The organism is Nocardia cerradoensis NBRC 101014 (assembly GCF_000308535.1).
Taxonomy (GTDB): Bacteria; Actinomycetota; Actinomycetes; order Mycobacteriales; family Mycobacteriaceae; genus Nocardia; species Nocardia cerradoensis.
Window position 1 is genome coordinate 1 of the sequence record NZ_BAFW01000065.1, and the last position, 16,396, is coordinate 16,396.

Sequence of the window (16,396 nt, forward strand, 5' to 3'; positions counted from 1 at the left end):
CGACCGGCCAGAACAAGGCGCCGGCAACCACATCGTCGATAGCGTGCAGTCGCAAGGTGAGGGTGGTGATCACGCCGATATCGGCGCCGGCGAGGGCCGCATCGAACAGGTCGTCGCCGGCGCGGACACGGCGGACCACGCCGTCGCCGGTCACGAGTTCGAGGGCGAGAACAGAGGCTCGGGCCGGGCCGTGGGAGCGCGCGAACCAGCCGAGGCCGCCGCCCAGCACGAGTCCGACCACGCCGACGTCGGCGGAGAAACCGCCGATCGGTACGAGACCCGCGGCTGCCGCGGCCGCCGTGAGGTCGGCGCAGCGGGCGCCGGCGTCGACATGCGCGATGCCCGCGTCGGCGTCGATCTCGACCCGGTCGAGCGCGCCGGTGCGCAGCAGGATCGTGCGTGCGAGGTCGCCCAGCGGGGTGGCGTTGTGGCCGGTGGATTGCGGTGCGACGCGCAGGCCGAGTGCGGCGGCGGCGCGGACGGTGAATGCCACATCTTCGGTGGTCGCCGCGGTCACCACGGCGATCGGTTGCTGGTCGGCCAGCAATTGCCATGCGGCGCGGGCCTGGTCCCATTCGGCATCCGTGGGTCGGATGAGGGCGCCGGACAAAGCCGCCGCGAGGTCGTCGAGGTCGCGAAAGTGCCCCGGCGCATCATCTTTTCGATGGCCGACGACGCTGGGTCTGCTGTTCGTGTCGCGGAGGGCTTCGTGCGGGAGGGTCATGATTACTCCTTGTGGGGTTGGCTGTCGCGGTCCGAAACGGGTGCGACGGATCGTCCGGCCTGCGGACAGCGCAGGGCGGATGAAGCGAAAGATGGTGTGGTCGAGGCCTATTGGGCTGGCGCGGCAATATGAGAGATGCAGTGCGTTGCGATGATCGGGTCGTCGCAGGTTGCACGGCTGGACGCGCAGATCATCGGCCGTGGTATTCAGGCGGTTTCGACAGCAGTGTTCCAGGCGACTCTGTCGATGATGTCGGCGCCGCGCAGCGTGCGCGCGTCCGGACGCTGATCGGCACTCTCGAAGCAGGAGAACAGGATTCGAACGCAAGCTCGGGGCAAGCAGGGTGGCGGCCGCGCGAACTGTTTGCGATACACCGGACACCTGGGTCTCGAGCGACCGGATCCAACTTCGGAGGCCGACTACACCGGCCTCTCAACGACTGGCAACCAGGTCCGCGCCGTCGTGAGAGGCCCCGCGAACTCGAACGCCGCCACACCGACCTGATCGCCGGACGAGCTCTATGCCCGCTGCCGGCCGGCGGACCGCACCGCGTCGGCGATGATGCCGTGCACGGCCTCGGGACCGGGCGATCGACGGATCGAGTCGCCGATCTCCTTGGCGCGCAGACGATAACGCTCGTCGGTCAGCGCGGTGCGGACCGCACCGCCGACCTTGTCCGGCGTAGGGTTGTCGGTGCGCAGGTCGATGCCTACGCCGGACCAGGCCACCCGTGCACTGACCTCCGTCTTGTCCTCGGTGCGGCCCGCGACCACGATCGGCACGCCGTGTTCGAGCGCGTAGTGCACCCCGCCGTAGCCCCCGTTGGTGACGAAGACGTCGGTCTGCGGCAGCAACCGGTCGTAGGGGAGGAATTCGGCGACGCGCACATTGGCGGGCAGGTCGTTCGGCAGCGTGCCGACCGGTCGTCCGCCGGTGCTGACCACAACGAGGACATCGTCGTGGGCGAGTGCGCGCACCGTGGGTGCGATCAGATTCCATTCGCCGGTGGCGACCGTGCCCTGGGTCACGTGCACGACGCGGCGGCCGGCGAGATCGTCCCACCACTCGGGCACCGGGATCGCCGACGGCCGTGACCGGGCCACGGGCCCGACGAAATGCACGGTGTCGGGCAGACCGCGGCGCACGTATTCGAATTCGGGGACGGTGAACTGCACGATGTGGTCGGCTCCGGCCGGCCAGTCGAGGAAGAACCGCGGCAGTGCGCGACCGGTCTCGGCGCGCGCGATCTCGTTCGCGAAGCGCTGGACGGGAGCGAAAACGCCCTTCTCCGCGCCGAGGGTGAGGACCGCGTTGCGCAGGCGCCCCAGCGGTCCGCGCATCGGTGCGATCCCGAGACCGAACGGCGCGACGTCCGGATGCTTCAGCGCGAGCGGCAGAATCCCCAGATTGACCAGCAGTGGCCGTTCCGAGCGCGGAATACCGCTGAGCACCGCGGCGGCGGCGAACATCGATTCGGCGAGAACGGCATCCGTGGGCTCGGCGGCGATGGCCTCGCGGACCGCTCGCAGCTGGGCGGGCACCGGGTGGAGGAAGATCTCGATCATGTCGTAGCGAATGCCGGCGGGGCCCGACAGTCCGCGACGGCCGGGAAAGGCCGCGTCGATATCGCGATCGTCGTAGTCGGCCTCGGACGGAAGGGGCAGGAATTCGGCGCCGGTGGCCAGCACGTCGTCGCGGAAGCGGGTGCCGGTGAGGAACCGCACGCGGTCACCCGCGGCGATCAGTGCCTCCGCGACGGACAGCAGAGGCGTGACATGGCTGCGCACGGGTGTGGCGGTCAGGAGAACGGAGGTCATGGGCAGGTCTTCCCGAGTGTGAAGCGACGTAAGATTGGTGACACCGATGAAGTATTCACTACCTCGCCGGGGTAGTCAATTAGGAATTGGGATGAGCGACAAGACCGCAACACGGACCTATCGATCCGCCCTGCGCAGCGAACAGGCCGCGGCGACCCGCCGCCGTGTGCTCGATGCCGCGGCCGCCTGCTTCGTGGAGCGCGGCTACAGCGGCACGTCGCTGTCCGATATCGGGTCGCGCGCCGGAGTGTCGACCGAGACCGTGAAGGCCAACGGCCCCAAGCGCAACCTCCTGCTGGGCGCCTTCGAGCAGGCGTTCGCGGGCGAGGAGGGGGAGGCGCCGGTATCGGACAGTGATGCCGCGGCCGAGGTCAACGCCATCGCCGACCAGGAGGGTTTCCTGCGGGCGGCCGCCGGGTTCGTCGCCGCGGCCAATGCCCGCACCAGCGTGCTGTGGACGGAATTCCTCAGCGCCGCGAACGCCGATACCGCCGTCGCCGAGGCGCTGGCCGGACTGCTGACGCGCCGTAAACAGGACTACCGCACCGTGATCGGCATGTTGCTCGAACGCGGAATAGCCCGGGACGGCACCGATCCCGAGACCGCCGCCGACGAGCTGTCGTTTCTCTGGTCGCCCGAAAGTCACCAGCAGCTCGTCCTGCAGAGTGGGTGGAGTATGGAACGCTACGAACAGTGGCTCGTCGCCGCGGTCCGGCGCCAATTCGGCTGAGCGTCGAAACCCATTGCTGTGCAGTGTTCTTCGAGTACGGACTCCGGTTGCGTTTCGATAACGTCTGCCGCCGACGCGGGTACCGGCGATGAATTCCGGCGACCGGATTCGTCTATCTCTTCGAGGCCATACGTCTCGTGGAGATAGGAGGGCGCGATGTCGTCAACTGACCGGGAGCCGACCGAGGCAGGGCGCTACGCGGAGCATCCGACCGTGAAAAACCTTGCCGCCCAGCCGCGAAGAGCACCCGATCCGGTGCTGACCGCCGCGCGGCTGCGTGAGATCTGCCTCGCCGCCGGTGCCGACGACGTGGGTTTCGTCTCCGTCGACGATCCGAAGGTCGCGGAGGAGCGCGAGCACGCGCGCGGCATCCTGCCGTCGGCGCGCACCTTCGTGGCCTTCTGCATCCGGATGAACCGCGACAATCTGCGCAGTCCGATGCGCAGCCTCGCCAATGCCGAGTTCAACCATGCCGACGACGAGACGAATGTGGTGTCGCGGCGCATCACCCGGGCCCTCGAGGAGGCCGGCTATCGCGCGGTCTACCCGGCGCCCGGCTATCCGATGGAGGTCGAGCAGTTCCCGGGCCGGATATGGGTGCTCGCGCACAAGGTGGTGGCCGAGGCTGCGGGCCTGGGCGTCATGGGAATTCACCGCAACGTGATTCATCCGAAGTTCGGCAACTTCATTCTGCTCGGCACCGTGGTGACCGACGCGGTCGTCGACGAGCCGAGCACGGCACTGGACTTCACTCCGTGCCTGGAATGCAAGTTGTGCGTCTCCGCGTGCCCGGTCGGCGCGATCACCAACGACGGCGGTTTCGATTTCCAAGCCTGCTACACCCACAACTATCGGGAGTTCATGGGCGGCTTCACCGACTGGGCCGAAAACGTCGCCGACAGCGCAGACCGCGACGACTACCGCGAGCGCGTGACCAGGGGTGAGTCGTTCTCGATGTGGCAGAGCCTGTCGTTCAAACCCAACTACAAGGCCGGCTACTGCATGGCCGTATGCCCGGCCGGTGAGGATGTGATCGGCGCCTTCATCGACGACCGGAAAACGCATCTGGACGAGGTGGTGCGTCCCTTGCAGAACAAATCGGAAACCGTCTACGTGCTACCGGGATCCGCGGCCGAGGAACATGTGACACGCCGGTTCCCCAACAAGACGCCGAAGCCGGTCGGCAACGGTTTCGGCGACGAGGTCAACGATCTGCTCGATCAGATCGGGCCGCGCCCGCGGCGGCGCGATACGCCGGCGTGAGCTCATGCGCGCCGGCGCAATTGCCCCAGCAGCGGCAGCATCGACACCACGACGATGACCGCGACCGCCGGCAGCAGATACTTGTCGACATTCGGCACCGACGCCCCGAGCCAATAACCCAGCAGGACCAGACTCTGCGACCACACGATCGCGCCGACGATCTGCCACAGCGTGAACGTGCGGGTGGGCACGTCGAGCACACCGGCGACCGGGCTGATGACCGTCCGGACCATCGGCACGAATCGGCCGATCACGATCGCGCGGCGCGCGCCGTACCGGTCGAGCCAGCGTTCGCCGCGGGCCACGACGGTGTGCAGGCGGGAGTTCGACGTGCGCTGGAGAACGGCGCGGCCGCCGTGCTTGCCGAAGGTGTACCCGGCCTGCGCTCCCACGATCGAACCTATTGCGGCACAGAGCAATACCTGCCACAGGACGAGATGGGGTCCGGAATGGGACCCGCCGGCGCACAGGATGCCGGCGGGGAAGATCAGGGTGTCGCCCGGAAGGAAGAAGCCCACGACCAGCAAGCCGGACTCGGCGAAGGTGCCGACCAGGACGGCCAGCGCGCCGAAGTTGGCCAGCAGCGAGGATCCACTCGTCGGGTTGAGTGCGGTCCACGTGCCGGTCACAGGACAACCGTAACGGTTTGTCGGATTCGGGGCCGGGAACGGCGTCCGTCGCGCTAGGAAGCGTTCCCCTCCCGGCTGCGCTGCACCGTCTGACCCGGTCGGAGCACCGTTCCGCAGTCACCGGTCTTCTGGTAGTCGGACAACAGGTGCGGGAGGACCTCACTCGAGTACCGGCGCAGTTGCGCGAGTTGTTTGTCACCGCGCACCACGTCCTTGCGGACCCAGTCCTCGTCCGGGCTGGCCGTGTTCTGCGACTGCTGGATCCGGTAGTAGTCGCGGTCCATGCGCGGATCGACGGTGAGTCCGTTCTGCATCCAGACGCCGTGGGTGTGGACGAATGTGGGCTTCAGATCCTCGAAGACGTAGTCGGAGAGGCCGATGTCGGCCTTGCCGGCGTAGATGTCCGCGATCCGGGCGTCGGCGAGGCCGGCCATATCGATCAGCCGGAGCCGGGAGGTCAACGCGCTTCCGCCCATGTCGGGGGCCAGCAGCGTGCCCTGCTGCAGGTCGAGGATGTCGGCGTAGCCGTTGAAGTAGCGTCCGAAGCGGAAAGCTATCCAGCACAACGGGATATCCGAATCGGCCCGATAGGATCGCGCGGCATCCGCCAGGGCTACCCCGGAGGGGATCATGGCGGCGACCAGCGTGAGCGCGACCAGCGCTCGGCCCCGGGTGCGCAGCCGGGCCAGCACCTCCGTCGCCGAGAGTGCGACGACCAGTGCGGCGAGCGCCCACACCGGAGTGGCGAACCGAAACTGTCCCATCCAATCCGGTTGCAGCACACAGTATCCCGTAATCGCCAGCGTCAGCGGAACCAGCAGGGCGACCAGGCCGTTGCGGATTCTGCCCGGGCCGGCCAGGGCGAATCCGACCACGCCGACGGCCGCGACCACGGCGGGTGCGCCCGCATACTGCACCAGATCGCCGGCCCTGGTCAGGTCGTGCACGGTCGGCGTCGCCTGATTCTTGGCGACCGCGGTATTCGCGACGAGCCGACCGAACTCGGTGATCCGCCACACCAGATAGGCCCCGAACGGAATCGCGAACGCCACAACGGAATACACCACGTGCCGCACCGCGCCGGGCCAGGTCGCCCGGCGAACGAGGATCACCGAAACCAGGGGGTACGCGGCGAGGTAGATCAGGCCGTCGGGGCGGGTCAACGCCACGAATGCCGCTATCGCACCGGCGGTTACGGCCACGGTGGGTGTCCACAATCGCTCGTCCAGCACCGCCAGGAACAGCTGGACGGCGAGAGCGCATGCCGCCAAGGCGAACAACGAGTTCTCCAGGCCGGAGAAGCACCAGATCACGAACGACGGAATCGCGGCGAGGACGGCGCCGGTGACGAATGTGACCACCGCGGGCCATCGCGACACCCGCCGCGCGGCGACGTAACAGCAGAGGAGGATCCCGGCGCAGCACAGCGCCGCGATCGCCTTGGGGTAGAAGACGAAATCGGGAATGCCGAACAGGGAACCGGAGTCGAACAGGCCGCACCATTTGCCCAGCACCAGCACCGCGAGCCAGGTGGGATCGGAGAATCCTTCGACCGGTTGCGCCCCGGGTTGCAGCACCGGCCCCGCGCCCTCGGCGACACTGCGGGCGTAGGCGAACGTGATTCCGGCATCGTCGACCAGCCAGATTCCGTACTGCGCCGCCTGCCAGACCAGTAACAGCACGCCGCTCGTCACCGCGGCCGCCGCGCCCCACCATGATCGCCCGCGTCGCTGCCGCAGGTTCTCCCGCCGCGGGCCGGAGGTTTCCGGGCGCGCTGTTACTACCTCAACCATTCACCGAAACCCATACTCGAAAGATTCGCCAAGGGGCGCAACGACTTTTGCGTCCCTCGGCGAGCACTTCTACAGCTGTCGGTCGATCTTGAATCCGCGTGCCGACGGCTGTCAAACCGGCGAGACCGGCCAGAGATGGGGAAGGGTGGGTAGCGGTTACACGCGCATCCGGCAACGTCCTTCCGTGCACTCTCGTTCGATTCTGCCGCGTGACACCGTCTGCGCCAGGCCGATCCGCCAGCAGGTGGGGCAGCCGCGCAGCGCGACCACCCCGGCAGGCAGCAGGAGCAGGGCAGCAGGACCTGCTGCGGGGATCAGCGCGATCGATCCGGCGATCAGGCCGAAACCGAGCAGCCCGCGTGCCAGGTGAACGGGGACCGAGCGGCCGGCGAACGTTTTCTGCTGTCCGGCACCGTCCTTCATGGCCGCAGACCTCGATCCGGCATCCCGAGTTCGGCCCGAACGGCGGCCCGCGCTCGGTGCAGCCTGGATTTCATTGCCGCCGTGCTCAATCCGAGCGTGCGGGCGACCATGCTGCCCGGCAGTCCTTGCACATCACGCATGATGAGGACTCGACGCTGCTCGGCGGGCAGGGCGGCGATCACCCCGGCGACCCGCTCGATGTCCAGCCGGGCCAGCGCATCGTCTTCCGCCGACGCCGCCGCGATCTGCGCGTCCGGTTCCCGGTGTGCGGCCGTGCGTATCCGCCGCAAGCACTCGTTGCGCACGATGCGGAACATCCACGAGGCCAGCGCGCCCGCCGCCCGCAACGTGCCGATCTTGCGGAACAGGACCAGCATCGCCTCCTGCGCGGCGTCCTCGGCGTCCTGGCTGGTCGCGCACAAGGAATGAGCGAAGCGCTGGACGTGAGGATAGGAACCGGAAACCAGTGCGGCGATGGCGGACTCGTCGCCGTCGCGGGCCGCCGTGACCAGATGTTGTTCGGGCCACGCCGATCTCGTGCACTCAGCCACGGTGACGCCTCCGTCGCAGGACCAGCATGCAACTGCACAGTAGTGCGGCCGCGACCACCACGGCGATGACGGCGACAACCATGTCGACTCCTTCGATTCCGCGGGCCCGTTGCCCGCACGGATATGAGAGCGATCGCGGACGGGAAAGGATTCGCGCTGTTTTCGAATGGGGATGCCGAGCTGGTCGGGCGACGGCGGCCCGCCGGTTCCCGGGCGATTCGACGACCGACGGGTACCGTGCCGATAGCGGATGCGGCGGATATCGCGGAAGGAACGGGGTCGATGGCGGCAGTGTCGGATACCGTCCCCGAATTGCTGCGCGCGCTGGATCTGACCGGTGTGTTCGCCAACGCGATGCTCGGCGGGGCGGTGGCGCGCACGTTCCGCTTCGACCCGATCGGATTCGCCGTCCTGGCCACCGCATCGGGGCTGGGTGGCGGCATCATCCGCGACACGCTGCTGCAGCGGGGGACGCCGGTGGCGCTGGTCGACTACACCTACCTGCTGACCGCCCTGATCGGGGCGCTGATCGCCTTCGTGTTCCGATTCGAGGGCCGGTTGTGGGACCGGCTGTTTCCCTGGGTGGACTCGCTGGCGCTGGGCTGCTGGGCGGCGGTCGGTGCGCAGAAGACGCTCGAAGTCGGGCTCGGGTGGTTGCCGGCGGTGTTGCTGGGGACGACGACGGCGGTCGGGGGCGGAGTGGTTCGCGATCTCGCCGTGGGGCGGGTGCCGACGATTTTCGGGGGTAACACGCTGTATGCCACGTGTGCGCTGCTGGCCAGTGCGACACTGGTGATCATCTGGTATTCCGGGCACGTGACGGCGGGTTCGATCGCGGCGACCGTGGTCGGAGCGGGGTTGTGCCTGCTGGCGCGGTGGCGGGGATGGATGTTGCCGGAGCAGATGAGTTGGCCGGATCGATTGCGTTACGGACGGCGAAAGGAGAGGTAATGGCCTCGACTGCGCAGGAAGCAGCGGTATTGGCCGGGCTGGACGGCATCGGTGGGTGGCAGGACGAGTTCTATCGCGACCTGCACGCCCATCCGGAACTGTCGCATCAGGAGCACCGGACCGCCGGCCTGATAGCGGAGAAGTTGCGGTCGTGGGGGTACGAGGTGCACGAAGGCGTCGGCGGAACCGGGGTGGTCGGGATCCTGCGCAACGGTGACGGCGCCGGAGTGCTGCTGCGTGCCGATATCGACGCCCTGCCGGTGCGGGAGGCGACCGGATTGCCTTATGCCAGTGCGGTTTCCGCCACCGACGCCGGCGGGCACGAAGTGCCGGTGATGCACGCCTGCGGCCACGATGTGCACGTGACCTGCCTGCTCGGTGCGGCGCAACTGTTCTCCGAACACACCGATCAGTGGCAGGGCACGCTCGTCGCGCTGTTCCAGCCCGCCGAGGAGGTCGGCGACGGGGCCCGCGGGATGGTCGAGGACGGTCTGGCCGAGCTGCTGCCGAAGGTCGATGTCGCGCTGGGCCAGCATGTCCTGCCCGCGCCGGCCGGGATCGTCGGAACCGGAAGCGGGCCGATGCTGGCCGCCGCCGACAGTATGCGGATCACCGTCTACGGGCGTGGCGGGCACGGGTCGATGCCGCAGGCGACCGTCGATCCGGTGGTGCTCGCGTCGATGATCGTGCTGCGGCTGCAGATGGTGGTCTCGCGCGAGGTGGCGCCGACCGAGACCGCGGTGCTGACCGTCGGCAGCATCACCGCCGGAACCAAGAGCAACGTCATCTCCGATCACGCTGTGCTGCAACTGAATGTGCGCACCTACAGCGAATCGACCCGCACCACGATTCTCGACGCGATCCGCCGCATCGTCACCGCCGAATGCCAGGCCTCCAACTCCCCGAAGGACCCGGAATTCGAACTGTTCGACCGATTCCCGGTGACCGACAACGACGCCGAGACCACCCGCCGAGTCGCGGCCGCGTTCACCACCCACTTCGGCGACCGCGCCGTCGAACTGCCGAGGCAAAGCGCCAGTGAGGATTTCAGCGATATCCCGAACGCCCTCGGCGTTCCCTACACCTACTGGGGCGTCGGCGGCATCGACCCGGAGACGTTCCAGGCAGCGGCGAAAGCGGGGCGGATAGCCCAGGACATCCCGGTCAACCACTCGCCGTCCTTCGCCCCCGTCATCGAGCCCACACTGCGGACCGGGACCGAAACGCTGGTCGTGGCCGCGCTGGCGTGGTTGGGAAAGTAGGTCACGGCCGGACGATGACGACATCAGTTGTCTGCGGGTGATTCTCGGCGTTCGTATCGGGTGCGGGCGATGTGGTGGGCGCGCTGGAGGAGGTGGGTGATCGTGGTGGCGGTGTGCGGGCCCGGGTTCACTGCGGCGAGCCAGCCCTGGGCGCCGTAGACGGGATGGGGGAACAGGGTGTCGGGGATGCTCGGGTCGGCCGAGATCGCGGCGTGGTCGCGCGGGGTGTGGCCGGTTGCCTCGGTGAATGCCTGTTTGCCCGCGAAGATGTTGAGGCGGAAGGTGTTCGGGCGGTCCAGGCGGGATGATTCGTCGTCCGGGTAGTTCTTGGTGACGATGGTGGCGAAGGGCTGGGTGCGGGGGACTACGCCGTCGGGGGCGTAGTAGAAGAAGGTGTCGCCCCAGCTGATTTCGGGGGTGCCGTCGCCGGGCCCGGGTTTCAGCGTCAGCACACCGCCGAGGTTTTCGACGAATTCGATGATCTCGTTGATCTCCATGCCTCTAGCGTTTCATTCATGTGCTTGTGGAGACTTGATCCATCAGAACGGCAGGCCGGCTAGTGGCAAGTCGCAAAACTGCTGGTCTACGGACCGTGGATGTGGCGCGGCAGGCCGGCTGTTCCGTTCAGCAGGTGCGCAACCTCGAACGCGACGGTGTGCTGCCCGCGGCCGAGCGTGGTTCTTCCGGGTATCGCACATACCGTGAGGTACATGTGCTGTCGGCCCGCGCATATCGGCTGGCGTCGGCGGCCCTGGGGCCCGCGGAGGCGAGAGTTGTTCTGCGCGAGGCACATTCCGGGCAGCGATTGCCCGTGCTGATGGATGCCGCGCACGCTCGCCTCGATGCGCAGCGCCGGGAACTGCGACTGGCGCAGCGAGCAGCCGAAGCGATCGCGGAGGAACCGATCGGGGATGCGAAGCCCGCCGACTCCATGACGGTGTCCGAACTGGCGGGTGCGCTCGGTGTGCGGCCGTCGACATTGCGGCACTGGGATGCGGAAGGGCTGGTCGTGCCCGGCCGGGCCCGCGGTGCGCGGCTGTACGCGCCGGAGGATGTGCGGGATGCGCGGATCGCGCATCAGCTCCGGCTCGCCGGATATCGCATTCCGGCGCTGCGCGAGCTGCTGTCGGCCTCGCGAACCTTTCGAGGTGGTGACGTGTCGGCCGCACTCGCCGCGCGGGAGGCCGAGATCGACACGCGCTCGTGGGCTTTGTTCGAGGCGGCCGCCCTGCTGTTCCGGATCGTCTCCGCGTCCGGGGACGACTCCGTCGAACTCGGATAAAGGGTCGCCGGCACTGTGTTCTCCGCGGTCGGCCACCCGTCGTCTGTCGAGACTGCCCGATCCGGGTCTCACTCGACCGCCGCCGCTCCTGTGCGCGGGCAGCGGCCGATCCGGAGCTGTCGACCGCGAAACCAGGTCGACTGCGAGACCAGGTCGACTGCGCGGCGAGGTCGACTGCGCGGCCAGGTCGACTGCGGGGCGAGGTCGACTGCGCGGCGAGGTCGACCGCGCGGCCAGGTCGACCGCGCGGCGAGGTCGACCCATAGTCGCGGGCCCCGGGGAAGCAGTTGCCTGCGCAGGGAGGTGTGGCACTCTCGCCGGGACGCCGCGGGTCAGGCTCACGAGACGGGTGCGTCGGAGGCGATGTCCGGTGCCAAAGGTGCGATGGCGCCGATGATTTCGCCGAGGGTCGGCTCCTGAACTCCGGCGGCCACCAGGGCATCGGTGAGGTGTGCGGCGACGAGGGTGAAGTGGTGCATGGTGATGCCGCGGCCCTGGTGGACCTGCTTCATCGGGGCACCGGTGTACGGCTCGGGACCGCCGAGGGCGGCGGCGAAGAATTCCACCTGGCGGCCCTTCAACCTCGACATGTTGGTGCCGGTGAAGAAGCCGGCGAGGTCCTCGTCGGCGAGGACGCGGACGTAGAAGTCCTCGACGACGGTTTCCAATGCCTCGTGCCCGCCGATCTGCTCGTAGATCGACGGAGCGGGCGCGGACGGGGCTGCGGACGATTTCGAGAAAAGTGACGAGATTCGCATGAAAAAAGGAAATCAGCGGGGTGTTTCACCTCCGTTAGTTATGTGTCGCCGACCGGTTGCCCCGTGTAGAAAGACGGTTGCTCCGATCTCACATTCGCCGCGATCGGGCTGCGAGGTTTCTCTCGCTGCGATGACGAGCAAGCGGTCCGGATGCGCGGCCGCCTCGATCTTCGTGCGCGCGGTGTGACCGTGGCCCCCGATCCCGGTGCGCGAGCCTGGCGCCGTGACGCTGGAACCCGCACAATCTCCGCGGCGCATGGAACTATCGGGTCGGCATGGCCGGCACCGCCCGGCTGGGGTCCACGCCGGAGAAGGCCAGCGAGATGACGAAACCGGCGGCCTCCTCCAGCTGACGTGCGCGATCCAGACCACCCAGCACCACCGGTACGGCGCCCACGTCGCGGACCAGTTGTTCGGTGGTGCGCAGGGCGGCCGGGTCGTCGCCGCAGATCGTGACCGACGGCGGCAGATGCGTTGTTCCGGTGTCGGCGGATTCGGCTGCGGCCCATTGTTCGCTGGGGAACAGATGAAACGCCTTGACCACCTGCGCGCCCGGCGCGAGTTCCCCCACGCGCTGCGCGTGCGAGGTCCCCGGCGGCACGCGCAGCACGCCGACTCCGTGGTCGATCGCATTGGTCGCGTCGATGACCGTGAGTCCGGACAGCGCGCCGCCGGGAGCGCCCACCGCGCGCAAAATCTCCTCCACGCCGGTATAGGCCACCGCCAGCAGCACCGCGTCGGCCGTGCCCGTGTCGCCCGCGGCGGTCGCTGTATCCGTCGCCGCTTCGGCGTCCGGTGCGAAGTGTCCGTCCGCTGGAACCGCCGCAATCTCCGCCAACGGCACCGCCCGCGCGCCGGCACCGAGCCGCTGCGCGAGTTGCTGTGCCTTCTCCACCGAGCGCCCGGACACCGTGATCTCGTGTCCGGCATGCGCCCATCGGCGGCCCAATGCCTCGGCCAAGGTGCCGGTGCCGAGAATCGTGATACGTATACGCATCGTGTACTCCTTCGACTTGTCGATCCGGCGCTACGGTAGGGGAGCCGATACGCACCGATCGGTGCGCGACGGATGGGTGATCATCACGGGATGAGCGGTTACGACGAGCATGCGGGCGAACTGGTCGCCGACTGCCGACTGCGCGCTGCCACAGACCTTTTCGCGCACACCTGGGATCCGGTGGTGCTGGTCGGACTGCTCGGCGGTGCGCGCCGGCGCAGCGGATTACGGGCCGAGATCGGCGGGATCAGCGATAAAGCGCTCACCGAGGCATTGCGCCGGCTGCTCGGCCACGGTCTGATCGAGCGTCGGCGCTACGCGCAAGCGCCGCCCCGGGTCGAATACGCGCTGACACCGCTGGGGCTGAGCCTCGTCGAGGGGCCGATGCGCGCCCTCGGCGAATGGATCGAGATTCACGGCGACGCACTATTGGATGCGGGCGAGCCTGAAGGGGAGCGTGAGGACGAACCGGCGTAAGCGGTCGCACTCCTGGACGCGGGCGAGCCTGAGGGGATCGGCGGGACGTTCCAGCGAAAGCGGTGTGCCGCGCCGGTCCGGGTGAGCACACGCCTGTCATCCACGTCGGCGCATCCGCCGGCGTTCGATCGTCCGAGGCGTCGCCTCCCGGGCTCGCGGAGTGCGCAGCGCCGGACCGACACGGCGGCCCGGCCGTGAACCACCGGCGGACGACGCTCGATAAGCTCGCCGGGTGACCGACGAGACGCTGCAGCAGGGCCCCATCCACGCCGTCCATGTGGAGCTGGGCGCGACCTTCGCCCCGTTCGGGGGTGGGAGATGCCGGTGCAGTACGCGGGCACCGTCGCCGAGCACACCGCCGTGCGGACCACCGTCGGTGTTTTCGATGTGAGCCACCTCGGTAAGGCGACCGTGCGCGGTGCGGGGGCGGCGGCATTCGTGAACGCGGCGCTGACCAACGATCTCGGCCGCGTCGGGCCCGGGAAGGCGCAGTACACGCTGTGCTGCACCGAGCAGGGCGGGGTGATCGACGATCTGATCGCCTACTACGTCTCCGACGACGAGATCTTCCTGGTGCCGAATGCGGCCAATACGGCCGCGGTGGTGGCGGAGCTGCGCAAGGCGGCGCCGGAGGGCATCACGATCACCGATGAGCATCGCGAGTACGCGGTCTTCGCGGTGCAGGGCACGAAATCGGCGGAAGTGCTTGCCGCACTGGGACTTCCGACCGACATGGAGTACATGGCGTTCGCCGATGCCGAATGGGACGGGCGTCCGGTGCGCGTCTGCCGGACCGGATACACCGGCGAGCACGGCTATGAACTGCTGCCGCGCTGGGCCGATGCCGAGGCGGTTTTCCGCGCGCTGGCGGCGCAGGTCGAAGCGGCGGGCGGGCAACCGGCCGGATTGGGTGCGCGCGACACCCTGCGCACCGAGATGGGCTATCCGCTGCACGGCCACGAATTGTCGCCGGAGATCTCGCCGGTGCAGGCCCGCGCGGGCTGGGCGGTCGGCTGGAAGAAGCCGGAGTTCTGGGGCAAAGCGGCGCTGGAGCAGGAGAAGTCGGCGGGCCCACGGCGAATCCTGTTGGGGCTCAAAGCTCTCGATCGCGGTGTGCTGCGGCAGGGGCAGACGGTGCTGCGCGGTGAGGAGGCGGTCGGCGAGACCACCTCGGGCACCTTCTCGCCGAGTCTCAAGGTGGGCATCGCGCTGGCGTTGCTGAATACCGACGCCGGACTGGAACCGGGCGACGAGGTCGTCGTCGACGTGCGCGGCCGCCGCCTGCGCGCCGAGGTGGTGCGCCCGCCGTTCGTCACACCGCACACTTCCTGACGCCGTCACGGCCCCGCGCACGTGACGGAAATCATGACATTTCCGGAGTGAAGTGTCCGGTGACCGGTATGTGCGCTGCACGACGGCGCCGGGCGGGCTCGCCGGAGTGGAGCGAACGGCTCGTATCGGACGCCGTCAACGGGGCATTACGCCGCGATTGTCCGGTTCCTCGGCCGCTGTCCGGCGAGTCCCGACGCAGGTCCGAGCATCGGCGCCGAGGGCCGCAGTTCTAGTATCGAGGTCATGACAGTCGCTGCACAGTTCACTCGTACCCCGCATCCCGCCCCGGTTCCGGCGGATCGGCGCACGGAGATTCTGGCGGCGCCCGGGTTCGGTCGCTACTTCACCGACCACATGGTGTCGATCGACTACCTCGACGGGCAGTGGACGAACGCGCGGGTCGAGCCGTACGGGCCGCTGTCGATGGACCCGGCGACGATGGTGTTCCACTACGGTCAGGCCATCTTCGAGGGCCTCAAGGCGTATCGGCAGGCCGACGGCAGTATCGCCACCTTCCGCATCGATGCCAACGCGGCGCGGTTCCAGCGGTCGGCGCGGCGGCTGGCGATGGCGGAGCTGCCCGAGGAACTGTTCATCGAATCGGTGCGCCAGCTGCTCGAGGTCGACGCGGACTGGGTGCCGGCCGCCGGTGGTGAGGAGTCGCTGTATCTGCGGCCGTTCATGTTCGCCACCGAGGCGGGGCTGGGCGTGAAGCCCGCGTCCGGCTACAAATACCTGCTGCTGGGTTCGCCCGCCGGAGCGTACTTTCCGCGTGGGGTGAAGCCCGTGCGGGTGTGGCTGTCCACCGAATACGTGCGTGCCGCTCCGGGCGGTACCGGCGAGGCCAAGGTCGCCGGCAACTACGCGTCCTCGCTGCTCGCCCAGCAGCAGGCCACCGACAAGGGTTGCGATCAGGTCGTGTGGCTCGACGCCTGCGAGCGCAAATACGTCGAGGAGATGGGCACCAACAACCTGTTCTTCGTCTACGGTTCCGGTTCCGAGGCCCGGTTGGTCACTCCGGAACTGTCCGGGTCGCTGCTGCCGGGTATCACCCGCGACAGTTTGCTGACCCTGGCCGCCGACTCCGGTTATCCGGTCGAGGAACGCAAGGTGTCGGTCGAGGAATGGCGCAAGGGCGCCGAATCCGGTGAGATCACCGAGGTTTTCGCGTGCGGCACCGCCGCGGTCATCACCCCGGTCGGCTGGGTGCAGTCCGCCGAGGGGGAATTCGAGATCGGCGGCGGGGAGCCCGGCGAGGTCACCATGGCGCTGCGCGACACGCTGACCGGAATTCAGCGCGGCACGTTCGCCGACAACCACGGCTGGTTGCGCACCCTGGCGTGACAGCCGGTGCCCCGGGGTCGGCCCGGGGCACCGCCGCAGAGGGTCCATGGCGGCACCGCCGCA

17 protein-coding genes and 1 pseudogene are annotated in these 16,396 nt (G+C 68.4%); 9 read left to right on the plus strand and 9 right to left on the minus strand.

The features are described 5' to 3' along the window. On the minus strand, positions 1-724 hold a 724-nt coding region (locus ON23_RS08030; RefSeq protein WP_157170188.1), incomplete at its 3' end, for an FAD-binding oxidoreductase. 150 nt (positions 725-874) lie between these two features. Between ON23_RS08030 and ON23_RS38435 the strand changes: the two genes are divergently transcribed. Continuing rightward, entirely contained in the window at positions 875-1,012 is a 138-nt protein-coding gene (locus ON23_RS38435; protein ID WP_167331844.1) for a hypothetical protein, read from the plus strand. Positions 1,013-1,242: 230 nt separating this feature from the next. Here the strand turns inward: ON23_RS38435 and ON23_RS08035 are convergent, their stop codons facing one another. Next, positions 1,243-2,541, minus strand: a complete 1,299-nt coding sequence (locus tag ON23_RS08035) for a glycosyltransferase (RefSeq protein WP_039777227.1) — start codon at positions 2,539-2,541, stop codon at positions 1,243-1,245. Positions 2,542-2,632: 91 nt separating this feature from the next. On the opposite strand from ON23_RS08035, the gene ON23_RS08040 reads away from it, so the two are divergent. Continuing rightward, positions 2,633-3,271 (plus strand): TetR/AcrR family transcriptional regulator, encoded by a 639-nt coding sequence (locus ON23_RS08040; RefSeq protein WP_039777228.1) that lies wholly within the window; start codon positions 2,633-2,635, stop codon positions 3,269-3,271. A gap of 156 nt (positions 3,272-3,427) precedes the next feature. Beyond that, entirely contained in the window at positions 3,428-4,534 is a 1,107-nt protein-coding gene (locus ON23_RS08045) for a 4Fe-4S binding protein (protein WP_157170189.1), read from the plus strand. Between the two features lie 2 nt (positions 4,535-4,536). Here ON23_RS08045 and ON23_RS08050 read toward each other — a convergent pair whose 3' ends face one another. From ON23_RS08050 to ON23_RS08065, 4 genes are all read right to left on the minus strand, one after another. Continuing rightward, positions 4,537-5,163 carry a DedA family protein gene (locus ON23_RS08050; protein ID WP_039777229.1) on the minus strand — a complete coding sequence of 209 codons (627 nt, stop codon included), beginning with the start codon at positions 5,161-5,163 and terminating at the stop codon, positions 4,537-4,539. A 53-nt stretch (positions 5,164-5,216) separates the two neighbouring features. After that, positions 5,217-6,956: a hypothetical protein gene (locus ON23_RS08055; RefSeq protein WP_244969782.1), complete on the minus strand. Its 1,740-nt coding sequence runs from the start codon at positions 6,954-6,956 to the stop codon at positions 5,217-5,219. Between the two features lie 156 nt (positions 6,957-7,112). Beyond that, positions 7,113-7,379: a hypothetical protein gene (locus ON23_RS08060; RefSeq protein ID WP_039777231.1), complete on the minus strand. Its 267-nt coding sequence runs from the start codon at positions 7,377-7,379 to the stop codon at positions 7,113-7,115. Next, on the minus strand, positions 7,376-7,930 hold the full coding sequence (locus tag ON23_RS08065; protein ID WP_039777232.1) for an RNA polymerase sigma factor: 555 nt from the start codon (positions 7,928-7,930) through the stop codon (positions 7,376-7,378). The genes ON23_RS08060 and ON23_RS08065 overlap by 4 nt, the downstream gene beginning before the upstream one ends. 282 nt (positions 7,931-8,212) lie before the next feature. Between ON23_RS08065 and ON23_RS08070 the strand changes: the two genes are divergently transcribed. Together ON23_RS08070 and ON23_RS08075 are read left to right on the plus strand one after the other, a co-directional pair. Beyond that, complete coding sequence (locus ON23_RS08070) at positions 8,213-8,881, plus strand: trimeric intracellular cation channel family protein (protein WP_039777294.1); 669 nt, start codon at positions 8,213-8,215, stop codon at positions 8,879-8,881. Further along, a complete protein-coding gene (locus ON23_RS08075) occupies positions 8,881-10,143 on the plus strand; it encodes an amidohydrolase (protein WP_039777233.1) in 1,263 nt (420 codons plus the stop codon). The genes ON23_RS08070 and ON23_RS08075 overlap by 1 nt, the downstream gene beginning before the upstream one ends. Positions 10,144-10,166: 23 nt before the next feature. Here the strand turns inward: ON23_RS08075 and ON23_RS08080 are convergent, their stop codons facing one another. Then, complete coding sequence (locus tag ON23_RS08080) at positions 10,167-10,640, minus strand: DUF6194 family protein (RefSeq protein ID WP_039777234.1); 474 nt, start codon at positions 10,638-10,640, stop codon at positions 10,167-10,169. Positions 10,641-10,741: 101 nt separating this feature from the next. Between ON23_RS08080 and ON23_RS08085 the strand changes: the two genes are divergently transcribed. Then, positions 10,742-11,425: a MerR family transcriptional regulator gene (locus ON23_RS08085; RefSeq protein WP_223273504.1), complete on the plus strand. Its 684-nt coding sequence runs from the start codon at positions 10,742-10,744 to the stop codon at positions 11,423-11,425. 338 nt (positions 11,426-11,763) lie between these two features. Here the strand turns inward: ON23_RS08085 and ON23_RS08090 are convergent, their stop codons facing one another. Continuing rightward, complete coding sequence (locus tag ON23_RS08090) at positions 11,764-12,183, minus strand: group I truncated hemoglobin (RefSeq protein ID WP_039777236.1); 420 nt, start codon at positions 12,181-12,183, stop codon at positions 11,764-11,766. A gap of 262 nt (positions 12,184-12,445) precedes the next feature. Then, a complete protein-coding gene (locus ON23_RS08095; protein WP_210743522.1) occupies positions 12,446-13,180 on the minus strand; it encodes an NADPH-dependent F420 reductase in 735 nt (244 codons plus the stop codon). Positions 13,181-13,270: 90 nt separating this feature from the next. On the opposite strand from ON23_RS08095, the gene ON23_RS08100 reads away from it, so the two are divergent. The 3 genes and pseudogenes from ON23_RS08100 to ON23_RS08110 all read left to right on the plus strand — a co-directional run bounded on the left by ON23_RS08100 (position 13,271) and on the right by ON23_RS08110 (position 16,333). Next, positions 13,271-13,657, plus strand: a complete 387-nt coding sequence (locus ON23_RS08100) for a winged helix-turn-helix transcriptional regulator (RefSeq protein WP_210743521.1) — start codon at positions 13,271-13,273, stop codon at positions 13,655-13,657. Positions 13,658-13,889: 232 nt separating this feature from the next. Then, positions 13,890-14,989, plus strand: a pseudogene (gene gcvT / locus ON23_RS08105) (glycine cleavage system aminomethyltransferase GcvT). 243 nt (positions 14,990-15,232) lie between these two features. After that, positions 15,233-16,333 carry a branched-chain amino acid aminotransferase gene (locus ON23_RS08110; protein WP_039777238.1) on the plus strand — a complete coding sequence of 367 codons (1,101 nt, stop codon included), beginning with the start codon at positions 15,233-15,235 and terminating at the stop codon, positions 16,331-16,333. The last annotated feature ends 63 nt before the right edge of the window (positions 16,334-16,396 follow it).